Origin of the sequence: Pseudomonas sp. UBA6562, assembly GCF_002434265.1 — a bacterium.
In the GTDB taxonomy this organism is placed as follows: domain Bacteria; phylum Pseudomonadota; class Gammaproteobacteria; order Pseudomonadales; family Pseudomonadaceae; genus Aquipseudomonas.
In genome coordinates this window covers 511,304-537,732 of record NZ_DJJS01000006.1, presented here as the reverse complement: position 1 = coordinate 537,732, position 26,429 = coordinate 511,304, and the positions used below count along the sequence as shown (strand labels likewise).

General features: G+C 65.3%; 23 protein-coding genes. 11 read left to right on the top strand and 12 right to left on the bottom strand.

Features of this window, described 5'->3' with window-relative positions; genetic code table 11:
• Positions 1–133 precede the first annotated feature (133 nt).
• Together hemE and B4M43_RS09935 are read left to right on the top strand one after the other, a co-directional pair.
• Positions 134–1,198, top strand: a complete 1,065-nt coding sequence (hemE, locus tag B4M43_RS09940; RefSeq protein WP_296266554.1) for a uroporphyrinogen decarboxylase — start codon at positions 134–136, stop codon at positions 1,196–1,198.
• 215 nt (positions 1,199–1,413) lie between these two features.
• Complete coding sequence (locus B4M43_RS09935) at positions 1,414–1,935, top strand: cytochrome b (RefSeq protein ID WP_296266552.1); 522 nt, start codon at positions 1,414–1,416, stop codon at positions 1,933–1,935.
• Between the two features lie 3 nt (positions 1,936–1,938).
• Here B4M43_RS09935 and B4M43_RS09930 read toward each other — a convergent pair whose 3' ends face one another.
• Positions 1,939–3,189, bottom strand: a complete 1,251-nt coding sequence (locus tag B4M43_RS09930; protein ID WP_414707827.1) for an MFS transporter — start codon at positions 3,187–3,189, stop codon at positions 1,939–1,941.
• Between the two features lie 127 nt (positions 3,190–3,316).
• On the opposite strand from B4M43_RS09930, the gene B4M43_RS09925 reads away from it, so the two are divergent.
• Positions 3,317–4,213: a LysR family transcriptional regulator gene (locus tag B4M43_RS09925; RefSeq protein ID WP_296266550.1), complete on the top strand. Its 897-nt coding sequence runs from the start codon at positions 3,317–3,319 to the stop codon at positions 4,211–4,213.
• 18 nt (positions 4,214–4,231) lie between these two features.
• On the opposite strand, the gene B4M43_RS09920 is transcribed toward B4M43_RS09925, so the two are convergent.
• Positions 4,232–5,623: an L-cystine transporter gene (locus B4M43_RS09920; RefSeq protein WP_296266548.1), complete on the bottom strand. Its 1,392-nt coding sequence runs from the start codon at positions 5,621–5,623 to the stop codon at positions 4,232–4,234.
• 264 nt (positions 5,624–5,887) lie between these two features.
• Between B4M43_RS09920 and B4M43_RS09915 the strand changes: the two genes are divergently transcribed.
• Positions 5,888–6,904: a haloacid dehalogenase-like hydrolase gene (locus tag B4M43_RS09915; RefSeq protein ID WP_414707834.1), complete on the top strand. Its 1,017-nt coding sequence runs from the start codon at positions 5,888–5,890 to the stop codon at positions 6,902–6,904.
• A gap of 78 nt (positions 6,905–6,982) precedes the next feature.
• Here the strand turns inward: B4M43_RS09915 and ilvD are convergent, their stop codons facing one another.
• Positions 6,983–8,824 (bottom strand): dihydroxy-acid dehydratase, encoded by a 1,842-nt coding sequence (gene ilvD / locus B4M43_RS09910; RefSeq protein WP_296266544.1) that lies wholly within the window; start codon positions 8,822–8,824, stop codon positions 6,983–6,985.
• A 511-nt stretch (positions 8,825–9,335) separates the two neighbouring features.
• On the opposite strand from ilvD, the gene mgtE reads away from it, so the two are divergent.
• Entirely contained in the window at positions 9,336–10,391 is a 1,056-nt protein-coding gene (gene mgtE / locus B4M43_RS09905) for a magnesium transporter (protein WP_296266541.1), read from the top strand.
• 51 nt (positions 10,392–10,442) lie between these two features.
• Here the strand turns inward: mgtE and B4M43_RS09900 are convergent, their stop codons facing one another.
• Positions 10,443–11,639: a class I SAM-dependent rRNA methyltransferase gene (locus B4M43_RS09900; protein ID WP_296266540.1), complete on the bottom strand. Its 1,197-nt coding sequence runs from the start codon at positions 11,637–11,639 to the stop codon at positions 10,443–10,445.
• 211 nt (positions 11,640–11,850) lie between these two features.
• On the opposite strand from B4M43_RS09900, the gene B4M43_RS09895 reads away from it, so the two are divergent.
• Both B4M43_RS09895 and mutM read left to right on the top strand, forming a co-directional pair.
• Positions 11,851–12,669 carry an HDOD domain-containing protein gene (locus B4M43_RS09895; RefSeq protein ID WP_296267302.1) on the top strand — a complete coding sequence of 273 codons (819 nt, stop codon included), beginning with the start codon at positions 11,851–11,853 and terminating at the stop codon, positions 12,667–12,669.
• A gap of 3 nt (positions 12,670–12,672) precedes the next feature.
• Positions 12,673–13,485: a bifunctional DNA-formamidopyrimidine glycosylase/DNA-(apurinic or apyrimidinic site) lyase gene (gene mutM, locus B4M43_RS09890; RefSeq protein WP_296266538.1), complete on the top strand. Its 813-nt coding sequence runs from the start codon at positions 12,673–12,675 to the stop codon at positions 13,483–13,485.
• A gap of 18 nt (positions 13,486–13,503) precedes the next feature.
• On the opposite strand, the gene B4M43_RS09885 is transcribed toward mutM, so the two are convergent.
• Both B4M43_RS09885 and coaD read right to left on the bottom strand, forming a co-directional pair.
• Positions 13,504–13,755, bottom strand: a complete 252-nt coding sequence (locus B4M43_RS09885) for a YfhL family 4Fe-4S dicluster ferredoxin (protein ID WP_296266537.1) — start codon at positions 13,753–13,755, stop codon at positions 13,504–13,506.
• 112 nt (positions 13,756–13,867) lie between these two features.
• Positions 13,868–14,347 (bottom strand): pantetheine-phosphate adenylyltransferase, encoded by a 480-nt coding sequence (gene coaD / locus B4M43_RS09880; RefSeq protein ID WP_296266534.1) that lies wholly within the window; start codon positions 14,345–14,347, stop codon positions 13,868–13,870.
• A gap of 256 nt (positions 14,348–14,603) precedes the next feature.
• Here coaD and B4M43_RS09875 point away from each other — a divergent pair, with 256 nt between their 5' ends.
• Positions 14,604–15,458, top strand: coding sequence for a sulfurtransferase (locus B4M43_RS09875; RefSeq protein WP_296266532.1), 855 nt, complete (start codon positions 14,604–14,606; stop codon positions 15,456–15,458).
• A 9-nt stretch (positions 15,459–15,467) separates the two neighbouring features.
• On the opposite strand, the gene B4M43_RS09870 is transcribed toward B4M43_RS09875, so the two are convergent.
• From B4M43_RS09870 to B4M43_RS09845, 6 genes are all read right to left on the bottom strand, one after another.
• Positions 15,468–16,475 carry a hydrolase gene (locus B4M43_RS09870; protein WP_296266531.1) on the bottom strand — a complete coding sequence of 336 codons (1,008 nt, stop codon included), beginning with the start codon at positions 16,473–16,475 and terminating at the stop codon, positions 15,468–15,470.
• 59 nt (positions 16,476–16,534) lie between these two features.
• The gene (locus tag B4M43_RS09865) at positions 16,535–17,935 is read right to left on the bottom strand and encodes a M16 family metallopeptidase (RefSeq protein ID WP_296266529.1); all 1,401 of its coding nucleotides are present in this window, start codon (positions 17,933–17,935) and stop codon (positions 16,535–16,537) included.
• On the bottom strand, positions 17,932–19,245 hold the full coding sequence (locus tag B4M43_RS09860; RefSeq protein ID WP_296266528.1) for a M16 family metallopeptidase: 1,314 nt from the start codon (positions 19,243–19,245) through the stop codon (positions 17,932–17,934). The genes B4M43_RS09865 and B4M43_RS09860 overlap by 4 nt, the downstream gene beginning before the upstream one ends.
• A 154-nt stretch (positions 19,246–19,399) precedes the next feature.
• A complete protein-coding gene (rsmD, locus tag B4M43_RS09855; RefSeq protein ID WP_296266527.1) occupies positions 19,400–19,999 on the bottom strand; it encodes a 16S rRNA (guanine(966)-N(2))-methyltransferase RsmD in 600 nt (199 codons plus the stop codon).
• A complete protein-coding gene (locus B4M43_RS09850; protein ID WP_296266526.1) occupies positions 19,999–21,477 on the bottom strand; it encodes a M16 family metallopeptidase in 1,479 nt (492 codons plus the stop codon). The genes rsmD and B4M43_RS09850 overlap by 1 nt, the downstream gene beginning before the upstream one ends.
• Entirely contained in the window at positions 21,470–22,825 is a 1,356-nt protein-coding gene (locus B4M43_RS09845) for a M16 family metallopeptidase (RefSeq protein WP_296266525.1), read from the bottom strand. Before B4M43_RS09845 ends, B4M43_RS09850 begins: the two co-directional genes overlap by 8 nt.
• Positions 22,826–23,056: 231 nt before the next feature.
• On the opposite strand from B4M43_RS09845, the gene ftsY reads away from it, so the two are divergent.
• The 3 genes from ftsY to ftsX are packed head-to-tail and all read left to right on the top strand — an operon-like array spanning position 23,057 to position 26,309.
• On the top strand, positions 23,057–24,622 hold the full coding sequence (gene ftsY, locus B4M43_RS09840; RefSeq protein ID WP_296266524.1) for a signal recognition particle-docking protein FtsY: 1,566 nt from the start codon (positions 23,057–23,059) through the stop codon (positions 24,620–24,622).
• Complete coding sequence (gene ftsE / locus B4M43_RS09835; protein WP_296266523.1) at positions 24,619–25,290, top strand: cell division ATP-binding protein FtsE; 672 nt, start codon at positions 24,619–24,621, stop codon at positions 25,288–25,290. The genes ftsY and ftsE overlap by 4 nt, the downstream gene beginning before the upstream one ends.
• Positions 25,287–26,309, top strand: a complete 1,023-nt coding sequence (gene ftsX / locus B4M43_RS09830) for a permease-like cell division protein FtsX (RefSeq protein WP_296266522.1) — start codon at positions 25,287–25,289, stop codon at positions 26,307–26,309. The genes ftsE and ftsX overlap by 4 nt, the downstream gene beginning before the upstream one ends.
• Positions 26,310–26,429 lie beyond the last annotated feature (120 nt).

Sequence of the window (26,429 nt, the reverse complement as noted above, 5' to 3'; positions counted from 1 at the left end):
GCGCCCGGTTCGGCGCTCCTGCCTCCTGCCACCCCTTGATCCAGCGCACCCAACAGACGAAACCCCCCGTCCCATCCGTGCCTTTTGCGTTGGCGTCTGACAAGATGCCCACACTCTGTTTTCGGATGCCGACATGACTCCCCTGAAGAACGATCGTTTCCTGCGCGCCCTGCTCAAGCAACCCGTGGACGTCACCCCTGTCTGGATGATGCGCCAGGCCGGTCGCTACCTACCCGAATACCGTGCCAGCCGCGCCAAGGCCGGTGATTTCATGAGCCTGTGCATGAACCCGCAGTTCGCCTGCGAAGTCACCCTGCAGCCGCTGGAGCGCTACCCGCTCGACGCCGCGATCCTCTTTTCCGACATCCTCACCATCCCCGACGCCATGGGCCTGGGCCTGTACTTCGAAACCGGCGAAGGCCCGCGCTTCAAGAAGGTCGTGCGTACCCTGGCCGACATCGAAGCGCTGCCGGTGCCCGACGCGCAGAAAGACTTGGGCTATGTGATGGACGCAGTCAGCACCATCCGCCGCGAGCTCGACGGCCGCGTGCCGCTGATCGGCTTCTCCGGCAGCCCCTGGACCCTGGCCACCTACATGGTCGAAGGCGGCTCGTCGAAGGACTTCCGCAAGATCAAGGCCATGGCCTATGACACGCCGGAGGCGCTGCACCTGCTGCTCGACAAGCTCGCCCAGTCGGTCACCGCGTACCTCAACGGGCAGATCCTGGCCGGCGCGCAAGCCGTGCAGATCTTCGATACCTGGGGCGGCAACCTGTCTTCGGCGGCGTACCAGGAGTTCTCCCTGGCCTACATGCGCAAGATCGTCAGCGGCCTGATCCGCGAACACGACGGGCGCAAGGTACCGGTGATCCTGTTCACCAAGAACGGCGGCCTGTGGCTGGAAAGCATCGCCGACGCCGGTGCCGATGCCCTGGGCCTGGACTGGACCTGCGACATCGGCGAAGCGCGGCGCCGGGTCGGTGGCCAGGTGGCCTTGCAAGGCAACATGGACCCGACCGTGCTGTACGCCAACCCTGCCGCGATCCGCAAGGAAGTGGCGCGCATCCTGGCCAGCTACGGCCAGGGCAGCGGCCATGTGTTCAACCTCGGCCATGGCATCACGCCGGAAGTCGATCCGGCCCATGCCGGCGTGTTCATCGAAGCGGTGCACGAGCTGTCGGCCCAGTACCACGGCTGAAGCTCGCCACTATGCGCGCCTTGCCAGTCTGCAATGGGCTGGCAAGGGGTTTTCACCAGCTGGCGAACAATCCCTCCTGCGAAGTTATTTTCCCCTACGGCCCACATCGACCACTCCTCATAAGCTGCCGCGCCATTGGCCCACGCGCCCTGTGCCGTGTTGGCGCCGTTCGACGGCGCAGCTCACAGCGTGCGCACCGTTTACGAGGAATTGGCATGAGCGCAAGCGAGATGGAGCGTTACAGCTGGGAGCAGGTGCTGCTGCATTGGATATCGGCGGCCGTCATCCTTTGGGTATTGGTCAGCGGTTTCTATGTGGCCTATGCCGAAGTCGATGAAGCCATCCGTACGTGGGTGGGCTGGGTGAATGTGTCGGCTACCACCCTGTATATCCCGATCTTCGTACTGCGCTGTGTGGTACGCGCGTTCAAGCCAGTCCCCGCCAGCATCGATCGGAACCCCTTGGGCCGCCTGGCGGCCCATGTCGCGCACCAAGCGCTTTATTGGCTGACAGCGGTGGTTCTGCTATCGGGCGTATTGATGATGGACCACGCCATCGATGTGTTTGGCTGGTGGCAGATTCCAGGGCCAGCGTTCGACGCCGTTTGGCACGCACGCTGGTTCACGCTGCATATCGCCAGTTGTTTCGCCCTGGCGGCCGTCGTGCTGTTGCACATCGCCGCCGTGTGCCTGCACCAATGGCGCGGGCACGCCATCGTGCGCCGCATGTGGCTATGACGCTCAGCTTTTGGGTGGCAGGCGGCTCAGGTGGACGGCGATGCCCAGCGCGACCGCCAGCAGGCTGCCGATGAACAGGCCGATACCGTTCCAGCCATAGTGGTGCCAGAACACCCCGCCCACCGTACCCGCCACACTGGAGCCGGCGTAATAGCTGAACAGATACAGCGACGACGCCTGCCCTTTGGCCCGTAGCGCCCGGCGGCCGATCCAGCTGCTGGCCACCGAGTGCGCGCCGAAGAAGCCGAAGGTGAAGATCAGCATGCCGACCACGATCAGCGTCAACGGCGCCATCATGGTCAACGCCATGCCCGCCGCCATCACCAGGATGCTGGCCCAGAACACCTTGCGCCGGCCCAGCTTGTCGGCCAGCGCACCGACCTGCGCGGAGCTGTAGATGCCCGACAGATACACCACCGACAGCAAGCCCACCAGCGCCTGATTCATGTGGTACGGCCCCGCCAGCAGGCGGTAGCCGATGTAGTTGAACAGCGTGACGAAAGCGCCCATCAGCAGGAAGGCTTCGAGGAACAGCCAAGGCAGGCCGGCGTCCTTGAAGTGCAGCACGAAGCCGTCGAGCAGGGTGCGCGGCTTGAGCGACTGGGCGCGGAAGTTGCGCGATTCGGGCAGCACCCGCCAGAACACCAGCGCCGCCACTAGGGCCAGGCCGCCCATCACCAACAAGGCGGTGTGCCAGCTGACGAAGTCGATCAGCACCCCGGTGATCAGCCGGCCGCTCATGCCGCCGATGGCGTTACCACCGATGTACAGCCCCATGGCCAGGCCGATGTGTTGCGGCGCGATTTCTTCGCTGAGGTAGGTCATCGCCACGGCCGCCAGCCCGCTGAGCGACAGGCCCACCAACGCGCGGGTGGCGAGCACCGTTTCCCAGGTCGGCATGACGGCGCTGGCCAAGGTCGCCAGCGCCGCGCACAGCAGGGCGAAGACCATCACCGGCTTGCGCCCGACGCGGTCGGAAATGGGGCCGGTGATCAGCAGGCCGATGGCCAGCGTCGCGGTGGAAATCGACAGCACCAGGCTGCTCTGCGCCGCGTTGATGGCGAACTCGTGCGACAGCAACGGCATCATCGGCTGCACGCAATACAGCAGCGCGAACGTCGCGAAACCGCCGCTGAACAGCGCCAGCACGGTGCGCATGAAAGCGGGGGTACCTTTTTCGATCCACAACGAAGGGTGCGGCTCGGCCTGGGCAACTGCGGGGCGGGTGGATAGGGGCGCGACAGCGGGTTTCACGGAACGGGGACCTCAAGTAGCGATGGCTGCCAATGCAGTAGGAAAAAGCATATAGCTGGCTAATGATTACTTCCAATATATTGTTCGACCTATTTAAGAGCTTTAGCGACCTATTCGGAGGGCGAGCATGGAACTGCGTCATCTACGTTATTTCATCGCCGTGGCCGAGGAACTGCACTTTGGCCGCGCCGCACAGCAACTGGGCATTTCCCAACCGCCGCTGAGCCAGCAGATCCAGGCATTGGAGCAGGAGCTGGGCGCACGCCTGTTCGAGCGTACCAACCGCCGCGTCGAGCTGAGCGAAGCCGGGCGCTTGTTTCTCGAAGAAGCGCGGCAAGTGTTGGCTCAGGTGGAGAAAGCGGCCGACGTCGCCCGCCGCGCGCAGTTGGGCGAGCTGGGCGAAATGAAGATCGGCTTCACCTCTTCGGCGCCGTTCACGTCGAAGATTCCCAAGGCGCTGCATGCCTTTCGCCAGCGCTTCCCTGCCGTGCACCTGAACCTCAAGGAGCTGAGCAGCCGCGACGTGGCGGCAGGGGTGTTCGACGAATCCATCGAAGTAGGCCTGATGCGGCCGATGCCGCTGCCCGAAGGGCTGGTCGCCACCGAGCTGCTGCGCGAACCCCTGGTGGCGGTGATCAACGCGTCCCATCCCCTGGCGGCCGGCAGCGAGGCTGGGCTGTACATGGCGCAATTGGCCGACGAGCCGTTCGTGTTCTTCCCGCGCAGCTACGGCAGCGGCCTGCATGCGCAGTTGCTGAGCCTGGCGCGCAGTGCCGGCTTCAGCCCGCATTTCGCCCAGGAAGCTGGAGAGGCGATGACCATCATCGGCCTGGTTTCGGCGGGGTTGGGGGTGTCGGTGCTGCCGGCGTCGTTCCAGCGCATGCGCATCGAGGGCGTGGTGTACCGCACCTTGCTGGACGAAGCGGCGGTCACCGCCGTGTGGCTGGTGCAGCGCGAGCGAGGCGGCTCGGCGATGGCCAAGGCGTTCGCCGAGCTGCTGCAGGAGGGCTTGGGCACGCCGTGAGGGCGCGCCCGGGCAGGGTCAGACGTGGCTGAGCTGGGCCCGCTCTTCGCTGGCCAGCACCTGCGTGTCGGTCTGCTTGAGCAATTGGCTGGTGACCATGCCTGCGGTCATCGAACCGTTGACGTTGAGCGCAGTGCGGCCCATGTCGATCAGCGGTTCCACCGAGATCAGCAGCGCCACCAGTTCTACCGGCAGCCCCATGGCCGGCAGCACGATCAGCGCCGCGAAGGTCGCGCCGCCGCCCACACCGGCCACGCCGACCGAGCTCAGGGTGACGATGGCCACCAGGGTCGCGATCCATAGCGGGTCGAAGGGGTCGATGCCCACGGTGGGGGCGACCATCACCGCCAGCATGGCCGGGTACAGCCCGGCGCAACCGTTCTGGCCCAGGGTGGCGCCGAACGAGGCGCTGAAGCTGGCGATCGACTGCGGCACGCCCAGGCGCAGGGTTTGCGCCTCGATGTTCAGCGGAATGCTGGCGGCGCTGGAGCGGCTGGTGAAGGCGAAGGTCAGCACTGGCCAGACCTTGCGCAGGAAGCGCAGCGGGCTGACGCCGGTGGCGGCGAGGATCACACCGTGCACCACGAACATCAGCCCCAGGCCCAGGTACGACACCAGCACGAAGCTGCCCAGTTTGAGGATGTCTTCCAGGTTGGAGCTGGCCACCACTTTGGCCATCAACGCCAGCACACCATAGGGCGTGAGCTTCATCACCAGGCGCACCAGACGCATCACCCAGGCTTGCAGGGTATCGATGGCCGACAGCGCCCGGCCGCCTTTCTCGGCGTCGTCGCGAATCAGCTGCAAGGCGGCCATGCCGACGAACACGGCGAAGATCACCACGCTGATGATCGAGGTCGGTTTGGCCCGCGCCAGGTCGCCCACCGGGTTGCTGGGGATGAACGAGAGCAGCAGTTGCGGGATGTTGAGGTCGGCGACCTTGCCGGCATAGTCGCTGTGGATGGCTTGCAGCCGCGCGCTTTCCTGCACACCCGCGATCAGGCCGTCGGCGGTGAGGCCGAACAGGTTGGTCAACACGATGCCGATCAGGGCGGCGATGGCCGTGGTGATCAGCAGCGTGCCGATGCTCAGCACGCTGATCCGGCCCAGGGACGAGGCATTGTGCAGGCGCGCCACGGCGCTGAGGATCGAGGCGAAGATCAGCGGCATGACGATCATCTGCAACAGGCCCACATAGCCGTTGCCGACCAGGTCGAGCCAGCCGATGGTGGCCTTGAGCACGGGGTGGCCGGCGCCATAGAGGGTGTGCAGCACCAGCCCGAACAGCACGCCGAGCACCAGGCCCAGCAACACTTTTTTCGCCAGGCTCCAGTCGGTGCGGCGGGTCTGCGCGAGACCCAGCAGCAGCGCGAGGAACGCCAGCAGGTTGAGAGACAGCGGAAGATTCATTGGGGCTCCAGTTCGAGCGAGACGTGGCCGACGCTGGCATGAGCGAAGGCAATCGCGAATGCTAACAGGCTGAAAACACAGGAATTTATACCCAAATGTTATTTCGATAGTCGTTTTGGAAATAACGACACGCCTGATGCGTCCGCGACAACTGTGGCGATGCGATCCTCGTTCGTCACACAAGCGGTCTAGTCTTTAGCGCCCATGCCTCTGGAGCGCCTCACGATGCCTGTTTCGAACTACCTGATCGGCGGTCTTGCCCTGATGCTCAGCGCCAGTACCTGGGCGGCGACCGAACTCAAGCACTGGCCGGTCGAGGCCGCCAAGCAATTGGACGCGATGATCGCCGCCAACGCCAACAAAGGTAACTACGCGGTCTTCGACATGGACAACACCAGCTACCGCTACGACCTCGAAGAGGCGCTACTGCCGTTCATGGAGAACAAGGGGCTGCTGACCCGCGACAAGCTCGACCCTTCGCTCAAGCCCATCGCCTTCAAGGACAGCGCCGAGCACAAGGAGAGCCTGTTCAGCTACTACTACCGGCTGTGCGAGATCGACGACATGGTCTGCTACCCGTGGGTCGCGCAGGTGTTCTCCGGTTTCACCCTCAAGGCGCTGAAGGTGCAGGTCGACGAGTTGATGGCCTCGGGCAAGCCGATTCCCACTACCTACTTCGAAGGCGATCAGGTCAAATCCATGGACGTACAGCCGCCCAAGGTCTTCGTCGGGCAGGCCGAGCTGTACAACAAGTTGATGGAGAACGGCATCGACGTCTATGTGGTCAGTGCTGCCAGCGAAGAGCTGGTACGCATGGTCGCCTCCGATCCGCAGTACGGCTACAACGTCAAACCGCAGAACGTCATCGGCGTCAGCCTGCTGCTCAAGGACCGCGCCTCCGGCAGCCTGACCACCGCGCGCAAGCAGATCGCCGCCGGCCACTACGATGCCCAGGCCAACCAAGACCTGGAACTGACCCCTTACCTGTGGACGCCGGCCACCTGGATGGCCGGCAAACAGGCCGCCATCCTCACTTACATCGATCAGTGGAAGCGCCCGGTACTGGTCGGTGGCGACACGCCCTCGAGCGATGGCTACATGCTGTTCCACGGGGTGGACGTGAGCAAAGGCGGCGTCCACCTGTGGATAAACCGCAAGGCCAAGTACCTGGACCAGCTCAACGGCATGATCGCCAAGAACGCTGCGGCCCAGGCCAAGGAGGGGCTGCCGGTGACGGCCGACAAGAATTGGGTGGTGGTGACGCCGGAGGAGATTCAGTAGGCGCCCGGCCCGGACTGTTTTCCAAGGCACAAAAAACCGGCGCACCAGGCGCCGGTTATTGCGCATGCCAGCCGAACCTCACAGCCCGTCGAGCATCGCCTTGTTGCGCACCGCGCCCTTGTCGGCGCTGGTCGCCAGCAGGGCGTAGGCCTTCAGCGCCGTGGTCACCTTGCGCGGACGCACTTCCACCGGCTTCCAGCCTTTCTTGTCCTGCTCGATGCGGCGGTGCGACAGCTCTTCGTCGCTGACCAGCAGGTTGATCGAGCGGTTGGGGATGTCGATCAGCACCTTGTCGCCATCGCGCACCAGGCCGATCGCGCCACCGGCGGCGGCTTCCGGGGAAGCGTGGCCGATGGACAGGCCCGAGGTGCCGCCCGAGAAGCGGCCGTCGGTGAGCAGGGCGCAGGCTTTGCCCAGGCCCTTGGACTTCAGGTACGACGTCGGGTAGAGCATTTCCTGCATGCCCGGGCCGCCTTTCGGGCCTTCGTAACGGATGATGACGATGTCACCGGCCTGCACTTCGTCGGCGAGGATGCCACGCACGGCGCTGTCCTGGCTCTCGAAGATCTTGGCGTTGCCTTCGAACACGTGGATCGACTCGTCGACACCGGCGGTCTTCACCACGCAGCCGTCCTGGGCGATGTTGCCGTACAGCACGGCCAGGCCGCCTTCCTTGGAGTAGGCGTGCTCGAAGCTGCGGATGCAGCCGTTCTCGCGGTCGTCGTCCAGGGTCTCCCAACGGGTCGACTGGCTGAATGCGGTTTGCGTCGGGATGCCCGCCGGGCCTGCCCTGAAGAAGGTGTGCACGGCCTCGTCGTCGGTCTGGGTGATGTCCCACTGGGCGATGGCGTCGGCCATGCTCAGGCTGTGTACGGTCGGCAGGTCGGTGTGCAGCAGGCCGCCACGGGCCAGCGAACCGAGGATGCTGAAGATGCCGCCGGCGCGGTGCACGTCTTCCATGTGGTACTTCTGGATGTTCGGCGCCACCTTGCACAGCTGCGGCACGGTGCGCGACAGGCGATCGATGTCGCGCAGGTCGAATTCGACTTCGCCTTCCTGGGCTGCGGCCAGCAGGTGGAGGATGGTGTTGGTCGAGCCGCCCATGGCGATGTCGAGCATCATGGCGTTCTCGAACGCCTTGAAGTTGGCGATGCTGCGCGGCAGGACCGACGCGTCGTTCTCGCCGTAGTAGCGCTTGCACAACTGCACGATGGTGCGCCCGGCGGTGAGGAACAGCTGCTCGCGGTCCGAGTGGGTGGCGAGCGTCGAGCCGTTGCCGGGCAGGGCCAGGCCCAGGGCTTCGGTCAGGCAGTTCATCGAGTTGGCGGTGAACATGCCCGAGCAGGAACCGCAGGTCGGGCAGGCGCTACGTTCGTACTCGGCGACCTTTTCGTCGGAGGCCGAGGAATCGGCGGCGATGACCATGGCGTCGACCAGGTCCAGGCCGTGGCTGGCCAGTTTGGTCTTGCCGGCTTCCATCGGGCCGCCGGAGACGAAGATCACCGGGATGTTCAGGCGCAGCGCGGCCATCAGCATGCCGGGCGTGATCTTGTCGCAGTTGGAGATGCAGACGATGGCGTCGGCGCAGTGCGCATTGACCATGTATTCCACCGCGTCGGCGATGATCTCGCGGCTGGGCAGCGAATAGAGCATGCCGTCGTGGCCCATGGCGATGCCGTCGTCGACCGCGATAGTGTTGAATTCCTTGGCCACGCCACCGGCGCGCTCGATCTCGCGGGCGACCAACTGGCCCATGTCCTTGAGGTGCACATGCCCCGGAACGAACTGGGTGAAGGAGTTGGCGATGGCGATGATCGGCTTCTTGAAATCGTCGTCTTTCATGCCGGTGGCGCGCCACAGGGCACGGGCGCCGGCCATGTTGCGGCCGTGGGTGGAAGTCTTGGAACGATAATCAGGCATGAAGCACTCCTGGCGGCTTGATCAGGTCACGTAAAGGGGAAGTGAGCTTCTCTTGTCCATTGCGCCGAAAGTCGGTTGCCATTGGCACGGATGAGGTCGACGACAGCACGGGATCGCCGCGTGCTCGACCAGAGCTCATAAACCCGCCGGGGGATGACTGGCGATGAATAGGGCCGATTCTACACCGCTGGCGCAGGGAGGGAACGGCGAGTTGGACCGCTGGCCGCGGTGGTGCCTTGGCGCCTTGGGTCAGGGATTGGGCGGCCGTCCTGTAGGACGCTTCCGAAACTGCACGAATTGGCAAGCTAGGGGCTGACTTCGACCCTACCCCTTCCTATGATTGCCGCGCCGTATGTGCGGCTCGACGAGAAACACCCCCAATGGACCTTCCCAGTTTCGGTTCCCCCGGAATCTGTCATCTGGCACTGAGCGCGCCGTCGCCAGGGCTACCGCAGGCTTGAGCCCGGCTGGGTGAGGTCCGCAGGTGCCTGGACGGCGCCTGGAGACTTTCATGCACTACGATATGTCCGCTACCCCTTCTCCCAACGATCTGCGCCAAGCCGCCCAAGCCCGCCGCGACCAGTTCCTGCAACTGGGCCATTACCGTGAAGGTACTGCCGGCGCGCTCATGACGAGCCAGTACTCGAGTCTCGACCATGGGCTGTACGCCAGCCAGGCCATCGACATGTTGCGCCGCGAGGCCGCCGATGCCGAAACCATCTATCAGTCCTATGTCCTGGACGCTGCCCGCAATCTGCTCGGCACCGTGTCCCTGCGCGAGTTGATCCTGGCTCTGCCGGACTGCCCCGTGGAGCGGATCATGACGCGCGAAGTGCTCAGCGTGAGCGTTTCCACGCCACAGGAGGAAGTGGCGCGGTTGATCCGCGCGCACGACTTGCTGGCGGTACCGGTGCTCGACGAAGCCGGGCGTCTGGTGGGGATCATCACCTGCGACGAAGCGATGGACGTGGTGGTCGACGCCGCCACCGAAGATTTCCACAAGGGCGCATCCATCACCAACCACATCGGCAACCTCAAGGACGCCACCCTTGGCCTGCTGTACCGCAAGCGAGTGCTGTGGCTGGTGTTGCTGGTTTTCGGCAACCTGTTCTCCGGCGCCGGGATCGCGGCATTCGAAGACACCATCGCAGCGCACATCGCACTGGTGTTCTTCCTGCCGCTGCTGGTCGATAGCGGCGGCAACGCCGGTGCGCAGTCCGCTACCTTGATGGTTCGCGGCCTGGCGACGGGGGAAGTGGTATTGCGCGACTGGCTGCAGTTGCTCGGGCGCGAATGCGGGGTCGCCTTGGCACTGGGCGCTACGATGGCCGTGGCGGTGGCCGGGCTCGGCATCCTGCGCGGCGGTGCGGATATCGCATTGATCGTCGCCAGCAGCATGGTGGTGATCGTGCTGATGGGTAGCCTGATCGGCATGAGCCTGCCGTTCCTGCTCAGCCGACTCAAGCTCGACCCTGCCACTGCGAGCGGTCCATTGGTCACATCGATCGCCGATGCAGTGGGGGTGCTGGTGTATTTCGGGATTGCGTCGCAGGTTCTGGAGATTTAGGAGGAAGAGGCCGCAGCGACCACCGTCGGGGGTGGTCGCAAGCGTCGCTCCTCAGCTGTTGGGCAACAACCGGCAAGTAATGCTCTTGATGTAACGCGTCTCCGGAATCGCCGGGTGCACCGGGTGGTCCGGCCCCTGACCGCCGCGTTCGAGCAGTTGCAGGTTGCGGTCCAGGTGGCGGGCGCTGGTCAGCAGGATGCCGTTGAGGTCGTCTTCGGGCAGGTGCATCGAGCACGAGGCGCTGACCAGGATGCCGTCCTTGTTCAGCAGGCGCATGGCCTGCTCGTTCAGGCGGCGGTAGGCGCCTTCGCCGTTCTTCAGGTCTTTCTTGCGTTTGATGAAGGCGGGCGGGTCGGCGACGATCACGTCGAAGCGCTCTTCGGCGGCCTTGAGCTCCTTGAGGGCTTCGAACACGTCGCCTTCGATGCAGGTCAGCTTCTCGCCGATGCCGTTCAGGGCCGCGTTGCGCTCCACACCGTCCAGGGCGAAGCCCGAAGCATCGACGCAGAACACTTCACTGGCGCCGAACACGCCGGCCTGCACGCCCCAGCCGCCGATGTAGCTGAACAGGTCGAGCACGCGCTTGCCGGCGACGTAGGGCGCCAGGCGCGCGCGGTTCATGCGGTGGTCGTAGAACCAGCCGGTCTTCTGCCCTTCGCGCACCGGGGCTTCGAACTTGACGCCGTTCTCTTCCAAGGCGACCCAGTCCGGCACTTCGCCGTAGACGGTCTCGACGTAGCGCTGCAAGCCTTCGGCGTCGCGCGCGGCCGAATCGTTCTTGAACAGGATGCCGCTGGGCTTGAGCACCTGCACCAGCGCGGCGATCACTTCGTCCTTGTGCGCTTCCATGGTCGCCGAAGCCAGTTGCACCACGAGGATGTCGAAGAAGCGGTCCACCACCAGGCCCGGCAGCAGATCTGAATCGCCATATACCAAACGGTAGCAGGGCTTGTCGAACAGCCGCTCGCGCAACGACAGCGCCACGTTGAGGCGGTGCACCAGCAGCGACTTGTCCAGCGCCAGCTTGGCGTCGCGCGACAGCAGGCGGGCGCAGATGAGGTTGTTGGGGCTCACCGCCACCACGCCCAGGGGCTTGCCGCTGGCCGTTTCGAGGATGGCCTGCTGGCCGGCGCTCAGGCCTTGCAGCGGGGTGGCGGCAACGTCGATCTCGTTGCTGTAAACCCACAGGTGGCCGGCGCGCAGGCGGCGGTCGGCGTTGGCTTTGAGGCGAAGGCTGGGCAGGGACATGACGTCGCTCCGGGAAAAAAGAGCGGGAGTATAGCCTGTCGGCCGGACGAGGTGCTGCCCTGAGGCCGGGTCGTGACAAATGGTTAATCCAGCGAAGTTCGTACTCAACCGGCTTTGCCAACAGGTAGAATCGACGCATCTTTCCGAGTATCCCTCCATGTCCCACGAACTCACCCCCGAGCAGATCCAGCAAGCCTTGCAAGGCATCAGCATTCCCCCGCAACCGCAGATCCTGGTCGACCTGCAGTTCGAGCAGTACATGCCGGACCCGGACCTGGGCACCATCGCCCGTCTCATCGCTCAAGATCCGGGGCTTTCCGGGGCCTTGCTCAAACTGGTCAACTCCACGCAGTTCGGCCTGAGCAACAAGATCGGCTCGATCCAGAAGGCGGTGAACCTGCTCGGCAGCCGCTCGATCATCAACCTGATCAACGCCCAGTCGATCAAGGGCGAGATGAGCGACGAAACCATCGTCACCCTCAACCGTTTCTGGGACACCGCCCAGGACGTGGCCAACACCTGCCTGACCCTGGCCAAGCGCACCGGCATCCAGGCGGTCGATGAAGCCTATGCCCTGGGCCTGTTCCACGATTGCGGCGTGCCGCTGATGCTCAAGCGCTTTCCCAACTACATGGACGTGCTGGTCGAGGCCTATGCCGAGGCCAACGAGGGCTGGCGCGTGGTGGACACGGAAAACCGTGCGCTCAACACCAACCATTCGGTGGTCGGCTACTACACTGCACGTTCCTGGCGCCTGCCCGAGCACCTGAGCATGGCCATCGCCAACCACCACAATGCCCTGGCGGTGTTCAGCGACGAGTCGTCGCACAATGCCCAGCCGCAGTTGAAGAATCTGCTGGCGGTCCTCAAGATGGCCGAACACATCTGCGCCTCGTACCGCGTGCTGGGCGACCAGACCGTCGACCATGAGTGGAACGCCATCGCGCCGCTGGTGCTGGACTACATCGGGCTGTCGGAATACGACTTCGACAGCCTCAAACAGAACCTCCGAGAGTCGAGCGGGCACTGATTCATGCCGGAACTGCCAGAAGTCGAAACCACTCGGCGCGGGATTGCGCCATTTCTCGAAGGCCAGCGTGTCAGCCGCGTGGTGGTGCGCGACCGCCGCCTGCGTTGGCCGATCCCCGAAGACCTGGACACGCGGCTGTCCGGGCAACGCATCGTCACCGTGCAGCGCCGCGCCAAATACCTGTTGATCAATGCCGAGGTCGGCACCTTGATCAGCCACCTGGGCATGTCGGGCAACCTGCGGCTGGTCGAGGGCGGCTCGCCGGTAGGCAAGCACGAGCATGTGGACATCGAGCTGGAGTCGGGGCTGATCCTGCGCTACACCGACCCGCGGCGTTTCGGCGCCATGCTCTGGAGCCTGGATCCGCACAACCACGAACTGCTGCTGCGCCTAGGGCCGGAGCCGTTGACCGACCTGTTCGACGGCGAACGGCTGTACCAGCTCTCGCGCGGCCGTTCGATGGCGGTCAAGCCGTTCATCATGGACAACGCCGTGGTGGTGGGGGTCGGCAACATCTATGCGAGCGAGGCGCTGTTCGCGGCGGGCATCGACCCGCGGCGCGAGGCGGGCGGGGTTTCACGGGCGCGATACTTGAAGCTGGCCGAAGAGATCAAGCGCATCCTGGCCGCCGCCATCGAGCGCGGCGGCACCACGCTGCGCGATTTCATCGGCGGCGATGGGCAGCCGGGGTACTTCCAGCAGGAGCTGTTCGTCTACGGGCGGGGCGGCGAACTGTGCAAGGTCTGCGGCACGACCCTGCGCGAGGTCAAGCTGGGGCAGCGCGCGAGCGTGTACTGCCTGCGCTGCCAGCGCTGAGCGCGACATCGGCCTGACCTAGAACTTGCCGGTGATCTGGCGGTACTTGGCCATCAGCTGTTCTTCGGTTTCCGGGTGGGCTTCATCCAGCGGGATGCAGTCGACCGGGCAGACCTGCTGGCACTGCGGCTCGTCGTAATGGCCCACGCACTGGGTGCACAGGTTGGGGTCGATCACGTAGATCTCTTCGCCTTGGGAGATCGCCGCGTTCGGGCACTCGGGTTCGCAGACGTCGCAGTTGATGCAATCGTCGGTGATGATCAGGGACATGGGGACTCCGACCGGGGGCATCGCGCCCGGACCTGTAGCTAACTGAGCAAGGGCGCAATTGTGCCGTATTCGCGCCCGCAGTGCACGCGGGCGCGTCGAGCGGCGCGGTAGGTCAGCGCTTGAAGCGCTCGGTCAGCGCGTCGGCCACCGCCGGGTGCACGAACTTGGTGATGTCGCCGCCCAGCGCGGCGATCTCCCGGACCAGCGTCGAGGAGATGAACGAATAACGCTCGGAGGGGGTGAGGAACAGGCTTTCCACATCCGGAGCCAATTGCCGGTTCATGTTCGCCAGCTGGAATTCGTATTCGAAGTCCGACACGGCGCGCAGCCCGCGCAGCAGCACGTTGGCGCCCTGTTCCTTGGCGAACGCCGCCAGCAGCGTGGAGAAACCGAGCACAGTGACGTTGGGCAAGTGGCCGGTTACCTCCTGGGCCAACGCCACGCGTTGCTCCAGCGGGAACAGGGGGTTCTTCTTCGGGCTGGCCGCCACGGCAATGATCACGTGGTCGAACAGCCGTGAAGCGCGCTCGACCAGATCGCCATGGCCCTTGGTAATCGGGTCGAAAGTACCCGGGTACAACACTCGGTTCATCGCTTGATCCTGGCAGGAGTGCGTTAGGGAGTCGGATGGTAGCGCAGCGACTGCGCCCGGCCAAGTCGCGTGGAGCAACGATGGCACTGTAGACCGTGCGGTCATTGCCTGGCGGCGCGCCAGCCGGCCGAAGCGCGCGCCCGCACGCAGGTCGGACAGGCGCGCCTCGGGGCTCTGTGCGGGTACCCAGCGCCCGTCGGATGACCGTAAGATGACAACGGCCCACGTCCATCCCGTCATCGATAAGGAGTTAGTCATGCCGCTTGCGCAATTGATCACCCCGCAGCAGTTGGCCGAGCGTCTGGAGACGCCGGGGGTGGTGATCCTCGACTGCCGTTTCGCCCTGGACGATGCCGACTACGGGCAGCGCAGCTACGCCGAAGGGCATATCGCCGGCGCACAGTTCGCCGACCTGGAGCGCGATCTGAGCGGGTCAGTGAGCAAGGGCCGTACCGGGCGCCATCCGCTGCCCGACCCCGCTCGGCTGTCGGCCCGTCTGCGCGAGTGGGGCATCGATGTCGACAGCGAGGTGGTGCTGTACGACGACGGACCGGGGCTGTTCGCGGCGCGGGCCTGGTGGTTGCTGGCCTGGCTGGGCAAGCGCGACGGTGTGGCGCTGCTCGATGGCGGCCTCAAAGCGTGGCATGCCGCGCACCTGCCGCTGAGCCTCGATCCGCCGGCCAAGCGCGAGGGCACGTTCGTCGGCGAGCCCGACCCAAGCCTGGTGATCGACGCCGAGCACTTGCTCAGACGCCTGCGCAGCCCCGACCTGACCCTGATCGACGCCCGCGCGCTGCCGCGTTTTCGGGGCGAGGTCGAGCCCATCGACCCGGTCGCTGGGCACATTCCCGGCGCCCAGTGCCAGGCCTTCAACGACAACCTCGACGCCGAGGGGCGCTTCCTGCCCGTGGAGCAGCTGCGTGCGCGCTTCGCCAAGGCTCTGGCGCAGCGCCCGGCCGAGCAGTTGGTGGCCTACTGCGGCTCTGGGGTGTCGGCCTGCCACAACCTGTTCGCCCTGGCCCTGGCTGGCTATCCGCTGGGCCGCCTGTACGCCGGTTCCTGGAGCGAATGGATCACCGATCCGCAGCGTGCCATCGCTACGGGCGACTGACCCGAGACGCTACTGGAGCGGATGCTCGAACGCCTCCAGCAGCCACTGCGGGATGCGCCGCTCCAGGTAGTAGCTGGGCTTGCGCAGGCTGCCCTCGACGAACCCCACATGCCCGCCGCGCCGATGCAGTTCGAACTGCGTCAGCGGCGGCAGCGCCTGGGGATCGGGCAGGCTGTGGGTGAACACGAAGGGGTCGTCGCTAGACTGGATGATCAAGGTCGGCGTGCGATTGTCCGCTAAGTAGAAGCCGCTGGACGCGCGTCGGTAGTAGTCGTGGGCATCGCGAAAGCCGTTGAGCGGCGCGGTGACCTTGCCGTCGAATTCCCAAAAAGTTTTGAGATTGCGCAGCGAACCCAAGCCGTCGAGGGTCCGCACCGCATCGTGATGGCCGCCTGCGCGCAGGTGACGCTGCTTGTTCTGCACATAGGCGAGCATCTCGCGCATGAAGTGCGCCTGGTACACCTTGGAGAACCCCTGGCCCATGCGGTCGGCACATTGGTCGAGGCGAAACGGCACCGACACCGCCACGGCGGCCTGCAACTGGCTGGCGCTGCCGCTTTCGCCCAGGTATTTGAGCAGCACGTTGCCGCCCAGGGAATACCCCACCGCATACAGCGGCGCCAGCGGGCGCTTGGCATGCAGCAGGGCAATGATCTCGGCCAGGTCTTCGCTGGCGCCGGAGTGGTAGCTGCGCGGCAACAGGTTCGGTTCGCCCGAGCAGCCGCGCCAGTTCACCGCCACGCTGGCCCAGCCTTGGTCGCCGAGCGCCACTTGCAGGCCTTTGACGTAAGGCGAATCGGACGAGCCGGTCAGACCGTGCAATACCAGCACCAGCGGCGCTTCGGCCTGGTGCGGGCCGTACCAGTCGAGGTCGATGAAGTCGCCATCGGCCAGCCACAGCCGCTCGCGCTCCCGCGGCAGGGGCGCGAGCTTGCGCCACAGCGGGCCCCAGAGGGTTTGCAGGTGCGGGTTGGACAGGCCGGTGGCGGGGCGGAAGGCGGCGGTGCGGGTGGGCATGTCGAAAGGCTCCAGGTAAGCCTGCGCAGCTTGCCACGAAACACCGCCTTTGCGTGCCGCTAGGCGTCGTCCAGATCCGGCAACCGCTGTTGCGCCGCCCGCGGTCCGATGCTGAAGAAGCTCATGCGCCGTGTGTCGATCCAGCGCCGTAGCGCAGGCGCCACCTGTTGCGGTGTGACCGCAGCCAGCCGGTCGAGGTGCTCGGCCAGATAGTCGGCGGGCAAGCCCCACTGGCCATGCTCGGTCAGCCAGGCGGCGCGTTGGTCGTTGCGTGCTGCCTTGAGCAGTAGCTGCACGACGCGCAGGTTGAGCACGCGCAGCAGCTCCGCCGAACTCGGGCCTTGCTCGAGCAGGCAGTCGATCAACTCCAGTACCAGGCGCCGCGAGGCTTCGGCGTATTCGGCAGCGACGTCCCATTCCACTTTCAGCATGCCGCCTGCGCGCCACAGGGTAGGCGTGGCGCGGATGCTGTAAGTGAGGCTGCGGCGTGTACGCAGCTCGCCCATCAGGCGCGAGTCGAGACTCGAACCCAGGACGTCACACCCGAGCAGGACAGCTTCATAGTCGGCATCGTCCGGCCGCAACAGTAAGGGCATGGCGAGCACCGCCTGGGTGCTGCCGACGCCCGCCCATTCGCGGCGGGTCGCTTCGTAGGTTTGCGGCGGTGCTGGCGGCAACGCGGCCCAGTGCTGGGGCAGGGCATCACTCAAGGTCTGCGCCAATGCCTGGGCCTGGTCGGGGGAAAGGTTGCCGACCAGGGCGATCTCGACGTTGTTGGCGCTGTAGGCACGACTGTAGAAGGCGTGCAGGTCTTGCGCGGCGAGTGCCTGAACCCCAGCGGTGGTGCCGTGGACGTGCGCTGCATAAGGATGGTCGGCAAAAACGTGAGTCATTACCGCTCGTTGCATCACGCTGGCTGGATTACCGTCGAGCTGGCTCAGGTGGGCGAGCAGACGCGCCTTGATCTTGTCCAGCGCCGGCGCCGTGAAGTGCGGGCGGCCGAGCAGGGTGGTCAGCAGGTGTACGGCAGGCTCACGTACCGCTGCGGTAGCCAGGCAACGCAATGACAGCGTGGCATGGTCGAGATGCACCTCCCGGTTGAACTGGGCGCCCAGCTCCTCCAGTGCGGTGGCCAGGCCTTGGGCGTCGTAGTCGCCGGCGCCCTGATCGAGCATGTACAAGGTGGCTGCGGCCAGGCCAGGCGAATCGCCGTCCAGGCGGCTGCCTGCGTCAAAGCGCAGCACTACGTCGAGAATGTCCAGCTCGCGGGCCTCGACGAAGCTGACCCTGCTGCCGTGGGCGGTTTGCCAACGACGCACGATGCGTTCCAGTGCAGGCAATTGCGCAAGGTCGATACGCTGGGCCGAGGCCAACGTGCCGAAGTCGAGCGGGTCGTCGGTTGGCGCGGCTGGGCAGGACGATGCCTGCTTCGTTGCGGGGGAGGGCTGATCGGTATTCATTGGGCCGTGGCCTCCGGCTGCGAGTAGGTCAAGGTCAGGTGGTCGCGATTCAGGTAGTGCCGGGCCACGCGTTGCAGGTCTTGGACGCTGACGGCTTCGAGGCTCTGACGCGCACGCATCAGGGATGCCAGGCTGGCGCCGCCGAGCACATGGCGGCCCACGTCGTAGGCGCGCTGTTGCAACGAGTCATGGCTAAACACCTGTTCAGCCGACAGTTGGGTTTTGGCGCGTTGCAGCTCGGCAGGCGACACGAGTTGGTCGCTCAAGCCTTCGATGAGGGCCAACACACGCTCGCTGGCGTGCTGGACGGTTTGATCGGGGCTGACCAAGGCGCGCAGGGTCAGCAGGGTGTCGCCGCGCATGTTCAAGTCGAACTCGCTATACACCCCGCGCAGCAGCGGTCGCTCGCGTACCAGCGCCGCATACAGCCGCGAACTGGTGCCTGTGCTCAGCACCGCCAGCGCCACTTGCAGCGCGTGCACGTCCTGCGCCGAGGCCGCGCTGCCCAGGCTGGGTACGTTGAAGCTCAACGCCAAGCCGGGGCGCAGGCCCGGGAGGCGTACGGTCTGACTGCGTTCGCCCAGCGCGGCGGAATGCCGGAAGGGCAGTGCGCGTTCCAGCGACGCCTTCGGCAGAGGTGCAAAGTGACGTTCGACCAGCTCGCGCAGCGCCGCCAATTGCAGATCGCCCGCCACTACCAGCGTGGCGTTGTTGGGATGGTAATGGCGCGCATACCACGCCTTGACGCTGTCCAGAGTCAGCGATTGGAGGTCGTCGAGCACATCGTGATGTGAACGCGCGTAGGGGCTGGCACCGTGGGCCAAGTGCAGGTGCTGCTTGTTGGCCTGTTCGTCGAGCACGCTGTCCACGCGCAGGCGGTATTCGTTTATCAGGGTCGTGCGCACGCCTGCGAAGGCCTGCGCGCTCAGGTGGGCGTTGACCATGATGTCCGCCTGCGCTTCGAGGACGATTTCCAGGCGGTTTACCGGCACCGTGGCCAGGTACAGCGTGGCATCGTCCAGGGTGAAGGCACGGGGGGCGGCGCCGAGGCGCGCCAGCACGCGGCTGTACTGGCCTTGGGGGAGTTTTTCGCTGCCCTCGAACACTAGGTGCTCCAGCGCGTGGGACAACCCCGCCTGGCCGAGCGGCTCGTCACTGCCTCCGACGTGGTACCACAGTTGAGCGGTGACCAAAGGCGCGCGGTGGTCTTCCAGCAGAATGACGGTGAAGCCGTTGTCGAGGGTGAACTGCTGGAGGGGTGGGGCGGTAGCGGGCTGTAAGGGCAGCTTGGAGGTTGGTGAAATAGGCATGGGCCGAAGTGCTCCTTGAGCGGATTCAAGGCGGAGCAGCTTCGGTCATGCGCTGGAGGCGGTAGCGTTAATTAAGTCAGTACAGGGCAGGCTTTGCTCGATCGCCTGCCGCTTCAACGCAGGATCGAGGGCTACCCGATTCTGCGCTGGAGGCTCAACCGCGTTGCCAGAGCGCGTAATGCACCTGGCCGGTCTTCTTCTCGCGGTGCAGACGCCAGCTAGCCGGCATCTGCAAGGTGGACGGCGCGGCCTCGCTCTCGGTGTAGATCCACGCCTGTTCGCGCAACCACTGCTGGCTCTCCAGCAGTTCGCAGGTGTTGGCCAGCAAGTCCTGATGGAAGGGCGGGTCGAGGAACACCACGTCGAACTGCTGCTTGGCCGGGCCTTGCAGGTAGCGCAGGGCGTCGGTCTGCAGGATCTGCCCGCACGGGCAGCGCAGCAGTTCGAGGTTATCCTTGAGGTTGGCGATGGCGGCGGGGTTGCTGTCCAGGGCCACTGCGTTTTCGGCGCCGCGCGACAGCGCTTCGAGCACCAGCGCGCCGCTACCGGTGAAAGCGTCCAGCACGCGGGCGCCTTCTATGTGCGGCGCCAACCAGTTGAACAGGGTTTCGCGCACCCGGTCGGGGGTGGGGCGCAAGCCCTCGCCGTCGGGCACGGCGAGGCGGCGGCTGCGCCACTCGCCGGCGATGATGCGTAGCTGGCCCGAGCCTTTGCTGGCAGCGGCCGGCCGGGAGGGGGGAGTGGTTCGTGCCATCAATGCTCCGGTACGCCCAGGGGCTGGTCGGCGGGTTTTTCGGTGGGCGGCGGCAGGGGCTTCTGCGGCACTTTCGGGCCGATGGTGACGATCACCAGCTTGTCGGCCGACAGGTGCTTGTTCATCGCCGCCTTGACTTGTTCGACGGTAAGGGCCTGGGACTGCTGCATGAAATCTTCCAGCCAGGTCAGTGGCAGGTTGTAGAAGCCGATCGCGCCCAGTTGGCCGACGATGCTGGCATTGCTGGCGGTGGACAGTGGGAAGCTGCCGGCCAGTTCACGCTTGGCGTCGTCGAGCTCTTTCTGCGTAGGGCCGGTTTTGAGGTAGTCGCCGAGCAGGTCCTGCACCAGCTTGAGCGTGCCTTCGCTGAGTTCGGCGCGGGTCTGCAGGTCGATGGTGAACGGGCCGCGCACCTGCATGGGGGTGAAGGAGGAATACACGCCGTAGGTCAGGCCGCGCTTTTCCCTGACTTCGGTCATCAATCGGGTGCCGAACGCACCGCCGCCGAAGATCTGGTTGCCCATCGACAGCGCGGCCCAGTCCGGATCCTTACGGTCGATCCCCAGCCCGGCCAGCATCAGGTGGGTCTGTTTGGACGGGAAGTCGATGTGCTGCACGCTCGCCTTAGGCTCGCTCGGCTGGGCCGGGGCCGGCAGCGCTGGGCCTTTGGGCAGGTTGGCCGACACCTGGGCGGCGATGGCTTCGGCTTCTCTGCGGCTGAGGTCGCCGACCAGCGCGATCACCGCATTGCCCGCGGTATAGGCCTTGGCGTGGAAGTCGCGCAATTGCGCTTGGGTGATGCCGGGGATGCTTTCGGCCGTACCTTCGCTGGGCGTGCCGTAGGGGTGGCTGCCATACAGTTTGCTGGACAGGACTTTGCTGGCGATCTTTCCGGGATTCTGCTTTTCGTATTCGAAGCCGGCCAGAAACTGATTCTTGACCCGTTGCAGGGAGTCTTCGGGGAAGGTCGGCTTGCCCACCACGTCGGCGAACAGCGCCAGGGCCGGAGTGCGCTTGTCGCTGGCGCTCAGGCTGCGCAGGCTGGCCGCAGCCATGTCGCGGTACGAGCCGCCGCTGAAGTCGGCACCGAGATCTTCAAAGCCTTCGGCGATGGCGGTGACGTCCTTGCCCTTCACGCCTTCGTTGAGCATGGCGTTGGTCAGCGCCGCCAGACCCTGGGTGCCGGCGTCCTGGCTGCTGCCTGCGGCGAAGGTCACGCGCAGGTCGAACATTGGCAGCTCGCGGGCTTCGACGAACAGTACGCGCGCGCCTTCGGCGGTTTTCCAGTCCTGCACGTTCAGTTTGCGACCATTGGGCGCCTTGCCGTTGAGCTCGGCGAGCGATTGCAGGGCGGGTTGGGCGGGTTGGGCGCTGTCGGCGGCCCGAGCCGGATTGGCCAGCACGGCGGACACGGCCAGGGCCAGGGCGATCAGGCCGGCACCGATAGAGGTGTGGCGCGGTGCGCTGCGATCACTCATGAGCGGACTCCTCAGGCAGTACGTGGGCGACGCTCAGGCGTTCGCGGGTGAAATAGGTGCGGGCGGCTTCCTGGATGTCCTTGGGCGTCACGCGTTCGAGGGCGGACAGTTCGCTGTCGATGAGCTTCCAGGACAAACCGACCGTTTCCAGTTGACCGATGATGCTGGCCTGGCTGCTGATGGAATCGCGATCGTAGACCAGGCCGGCGATGACCTGAGCGCGGACGCGCTCGAGCTCCTGGGCGCTGGGCGGTTTGTTCTTGAGGTCGTCGAGCTGCTCCCAAAGACCTTTTTCGAGATCGGCAAGGGTTTTCTGCTTTTGCACGTTGGGCGTCGCCGAAATGAAAAACAGGCTGTCGCCACGGGTGAAGGCGTCGTAGCCGCTCGACGCGCCGGCCGCCAGTTCCTGGCCGCGCTCCAGGCGCGATGGCAAGCGGGCGCTGTAGCCGCCGTCGAGCAGGGCCGAAATCAGGCGCAGGGCATGCACGCTGCGGGCGTCTTCGGCAGTGGCCAGGCCCGGCACATTGAAACCGAAGATCAGGCTCGGCAGTTTTGTGGCGACATGCACGGTGAGCTGGCGTTGGCCCGGTGCGGCCAGTTCCAGCGGTAGCTTGGCCGGCGGCACGGCGCGCTTGGGTATGGCGCCGAAGTACTTCTGCGATAGGGCCTTGACCTCGTCGACGGTAACGTCGCCCACCACTACCAGCGTGGCGTTGTTCGGCGCATACCAGGATTCGTACCAGTGGCGCAGCTCTTCGACCTTCATGCGTTCCAGGTCGGCCATCCAGCCAATGGTCGGCGTGTGGTAACCGCTGGCGGGGTAGGCCATGGCGTTGAAAAGCTCGACGGCCTTGGCGCTGGGATTGTCGTCAGTGCGCAGGCGCCGCTCTTCCTTGATGACCTCGATTTCCTTGGCGAACTCGTTGGCCGGCAGGCGCAGGCTGGACATGCGGTCGGCTTCGAGTTCAAACGCGACCGGCAGGCGGTCGCGGGCTAGAACCTGGTAATACGCGGTGTAGTCGTCGCTGGTGAAGGCGTTCTCTTCGGCGCCGAGGTCGCGCAGGATGCGCGAGCCCTCGCCGGGGCCGACCTTGGCGCTGCCTTTGAACATCATGTGCTCGAGGGCGTGGGACAGGCCGGTCTGGCCTGGCGTCTCGTAACTGGAGCCGACCTTGTACCAGATCTGCGAGACCACCACCGGCGCGCGATGGTCTTCACGCACGACTACTTTCAGGCCGTTGTCGAGGGTGAATTCATGGGTGGCTTGAGTGTCGGCGGCCAGGGCGGTGAACGGCAAGCAAAGGGTGCCGAGCAGCAGGCCGGCAGCGCGGCGGGCTAGAGCATTCATAGGGGGTTCAACCTGTTCGGCGGCCCGCTAGGGTTTAGCGTCGGCGGGCCTGGAGGTGCTAGGATACTGATCCGGTCGCCTGGCGACCATGCCTGTCGCCGTTCTGGCCTGTGGGCCTTTAAGACAAAACGTTGCGCATGAACCAGTCGGATCGAAGATAGTCTGTTCTGCGTCTATTGAATTCCTGATGCGCCATCGCTGGCGCATCGCTGCCTTGAGATAGCCGTCTCCATGTTTGGTTCCAACGACGACAAGAAAGCGCCGGCCGAGGCTGGTCAGAAGAAAGGCCTGTTCAGCTGGTTCCGCAAGAAGCCGCAGGCACCTGCCGCCGACGAACCCAGCGCCGTCGAGCCGCCAGCCGATGAGGCCGTAGCGGTCGAAGGCGCGCCGGCCCCGGTCGTGCCCGAGCCGCAGGTCGCGCCAGGCGTCGAGGCGCCTGCCAACCATCTGGTGTTGCCGGTGGCCGAAGAGCCTGTGGCCCTGGTGCCTGACTTGGAGCCTGCTGCGCCGCCTGTGATTCCCGAGCGTGAAGACACGCCTTCGCTCGCACCGACTCCAGCGCCTGTTGTGACGCCAGCGCCAGCGCCTGCACCGGCTCCGACTCCAGCGCCTGAACCGACGCCTGCACCGACGCCTGCACCGGCTCCGACTCCAGCGCCTGCACCGACGCCTGCACCGGCTCCGACTCCAGCGCCTGCACCGATGCCTGCACCGGCTCCGACTCCAGCGCCTGCACCGACGCCTGCACCGGCTCCGACCCCAGCACCGGCGCCAACCCCCGCTCCAACGCCTGCGCCCTCCGAAACCGCCCTTCCTGTCGAGCCGCCCGCCCCGGCACTGGACACCCCCGCCGCCGAGCCCTCCAAACCCGGCTTCTTCGCCCGCCTCAAGCAAGGCCTGACCAAGACCAGCGCCAGCATCGGCGAAGGCATGGCCAGCCTGTTCCTGGGCAAGAAGGTCATCGACGACGAACTGCTCGAAGAAATCGAAACCCGTCTGCTCACCGCCGACGTCGGCGTCGAAGCCACCTCGGTGATCGTGCGCAACCTCACGCAGAAAGTCGCGCGCAAGCAGCTGACCGACGCCGACGCCCTGTACAAGTCGCTGCAGGAAGAACTGGCCGCCATGCTGCGCCCGGTCGAGCAGCCGCTGACCGTGACCTCGCAGAGCAAGCCTTACGTGATCCTGGTGGTCGGCGTGAACGGCGCCGGCAAGACCACCACCATCGGCAAACTGGCCAAGAAACTGCAGCTCGAAGGCAAGAAAGTCATGCTGGCGGCCGGCGACACCTTCCGCGCCGCCGCGGTCGAGCAGTTGCAGGTGTGGGGCGAGCGCAACAACATTCCGGTGATCGCCCAGCACACCGGTGCCGACTCCGCGTCGGTGATCTTCGACGCCGTGCAGGCCGCCAAGGCCCGTGGCGCCGACGTGTTGATCGCCGACACCGCCGGCCGGCTGCACACCAAAGACAACCTGATGGAAGAGTTGAAGAAGGTCCGCCGGGTCATCGGCAAGCTCGACGCCGAAGCGCCCCATGAGGTGCTGCTGGTGCTCGATGCCGGCACTGGGCAGAACGCCATCAGCCAGGCCAAGTACTTCCACCAGAGCGTGGAACTGACCGGCCTGGCCCTGACCAAGCTCGATGGCACTGCCAAAGGTGGGGTGATCTTCGCCCTGGCCAAGCAGTTCAACCTGCCGATCCGCTTCATCGGCGTCGGCGAAGGCATCGACGACCTGCGTACCTTCGAGGCCGAACCCTTCGTCAAGGCGCTGTTCGCCGAACGGGATGCTCCATGATTCGCTTCGAACAGGTCGCCAAGCGCTACCCCAACGGCCACATCGGCCTGCACGAGTTGAGTTTCCGGGCGCGCCGGGGCGAATTCCTGTTCGTCACCGGCCACTCCGGCGCCGGCAAGAGCACCTTGCTGCGCCTGCTGCTGGCGATGGAGCGGCCCACCAGCGGCAAGCTGCTGCTCGCCGGGCAGGACCTGGGGCAGATCAGCAACGCGCAGATTCCGTTCCTGCGCCGGCAGATCGGCGTGGTGTTCCAGAACCACCAGCTGTTGTTCGACCGCACCGTGTTCAACAACATCGCCTTGCCGCTGCAGATCCTCGGCCTGTCCAAGCCCGAGATCGCCAAACGCGTCGATTCGGCGCTGGAGCGCGTGTCGCTGTCCGACAAGGGCGAGCTGTTCCCGGCCGACCTGTCCACCGGTCAGCAGCAACGGGTCGGCATCGCTCGCGCCATCGTGCACCAGCCTGCGCTGCTGCTGGCCGACGAACCCACCGGCAACCTCGACCCGCGTTTGGCTGCGGAGATCATGGGCGTATTCGAAGACATCAATCGCCTCGGCACCACGGTGCTGATCGCCAGTCACGACCTGGCCCTGATCGCGCGCATGCGCCACCGCATGCTGACCCTGCAACGCGGCCGATTGATCGGCGACGGGGAGGCCGGCCAATGAGCAGCACATCCACGCGTAAAGTATCCGAACGCGTCGCGCCTAAAGGCGCCGAGGCACCGAAGAAAAAGCCTGGCCAGCACGACGACGACGGCCCGGACCTGCGCACCCTCATGCGTGCCTGGGGCGAAAGCCACCGTGCGAGCCTGGCCGACAGCCTGCGCCGCCTGGCCAAGCAGCCGATCGGCAGCTTCTTCACCTGTCTGGTGATGGCGGTGGCGCTGAGCATGCCCATGGGCCTGTCGCTGCTGCTCAAGAACGTCGAAGTGCTCGGCGGTTCCTGGCAACGCGCGGCGCAGATTTCCCTGTACTTGAAGATGGACGCCAGCAGCGCGGACGGCGAAACCCTGCGCGGTCAGATCGCCGACATGCCGGGCGTGGCCCAGGCGCAGTACATCAGCCGCGATCAGGCACTGGAAGAGTTCAAGCACCAGTCAGGCCTGGGCGAAGCGATCCGCGAACTGCCGGAAAACCCACTGCCCGGTGTGGTGGTAGTGACCCCGGAGGAAGTCGACAAGCCGACCCTCGAAGCCTTGCGCCAGCGCCTTTCGGAGCTGCCACGGGTCGAAGTGGCGCAGCTGGATCTACTCTGGGTCGAGCGCCTGGCGGCGATCCTCAAGCTGGGCGACCGCTTCGTGTTCGGCATGGCGGTGATGCTGATTTCGGCTTTGCTGTTAGTAATTGGTAACACTATTCGTCTACATATCGAGAACCGCCGTACCGAGATCGAGGTGATCAAGCTGGTGGGCGGTACCGACAGCTACGTGCGCCGGCCTTTCCTGTACATGGGCGCGCTCTATGGCCTGGGTGCCGGCCTGCTGGCGTGGGGCATCCTCGCCTTCGGCCTGAACTGGCTGAACGAGGCCGTGGTAGGGCTTTCGGGCTTGTACGGCAGCGATTTCGGCCTCGCAGGTGTACCAGGGTCGGATGGACTCTCACTCTTGATCGGTGCTGTACTGTTGGGGTATATCGGTGCGTGGATCGCCGTGGCTCGCCATCTGAACGAGCTGGCGCCACGCTAGTCGCCATCATGGTAGTAACAATCGCCAACGTTGCATTTCGTTCATCTTGGAACTCGAACCTGGATTTACGGGTCAATGTAGGCAGTGCTCACGAGGCACAATTTCGAAAGCTGGAGGTTC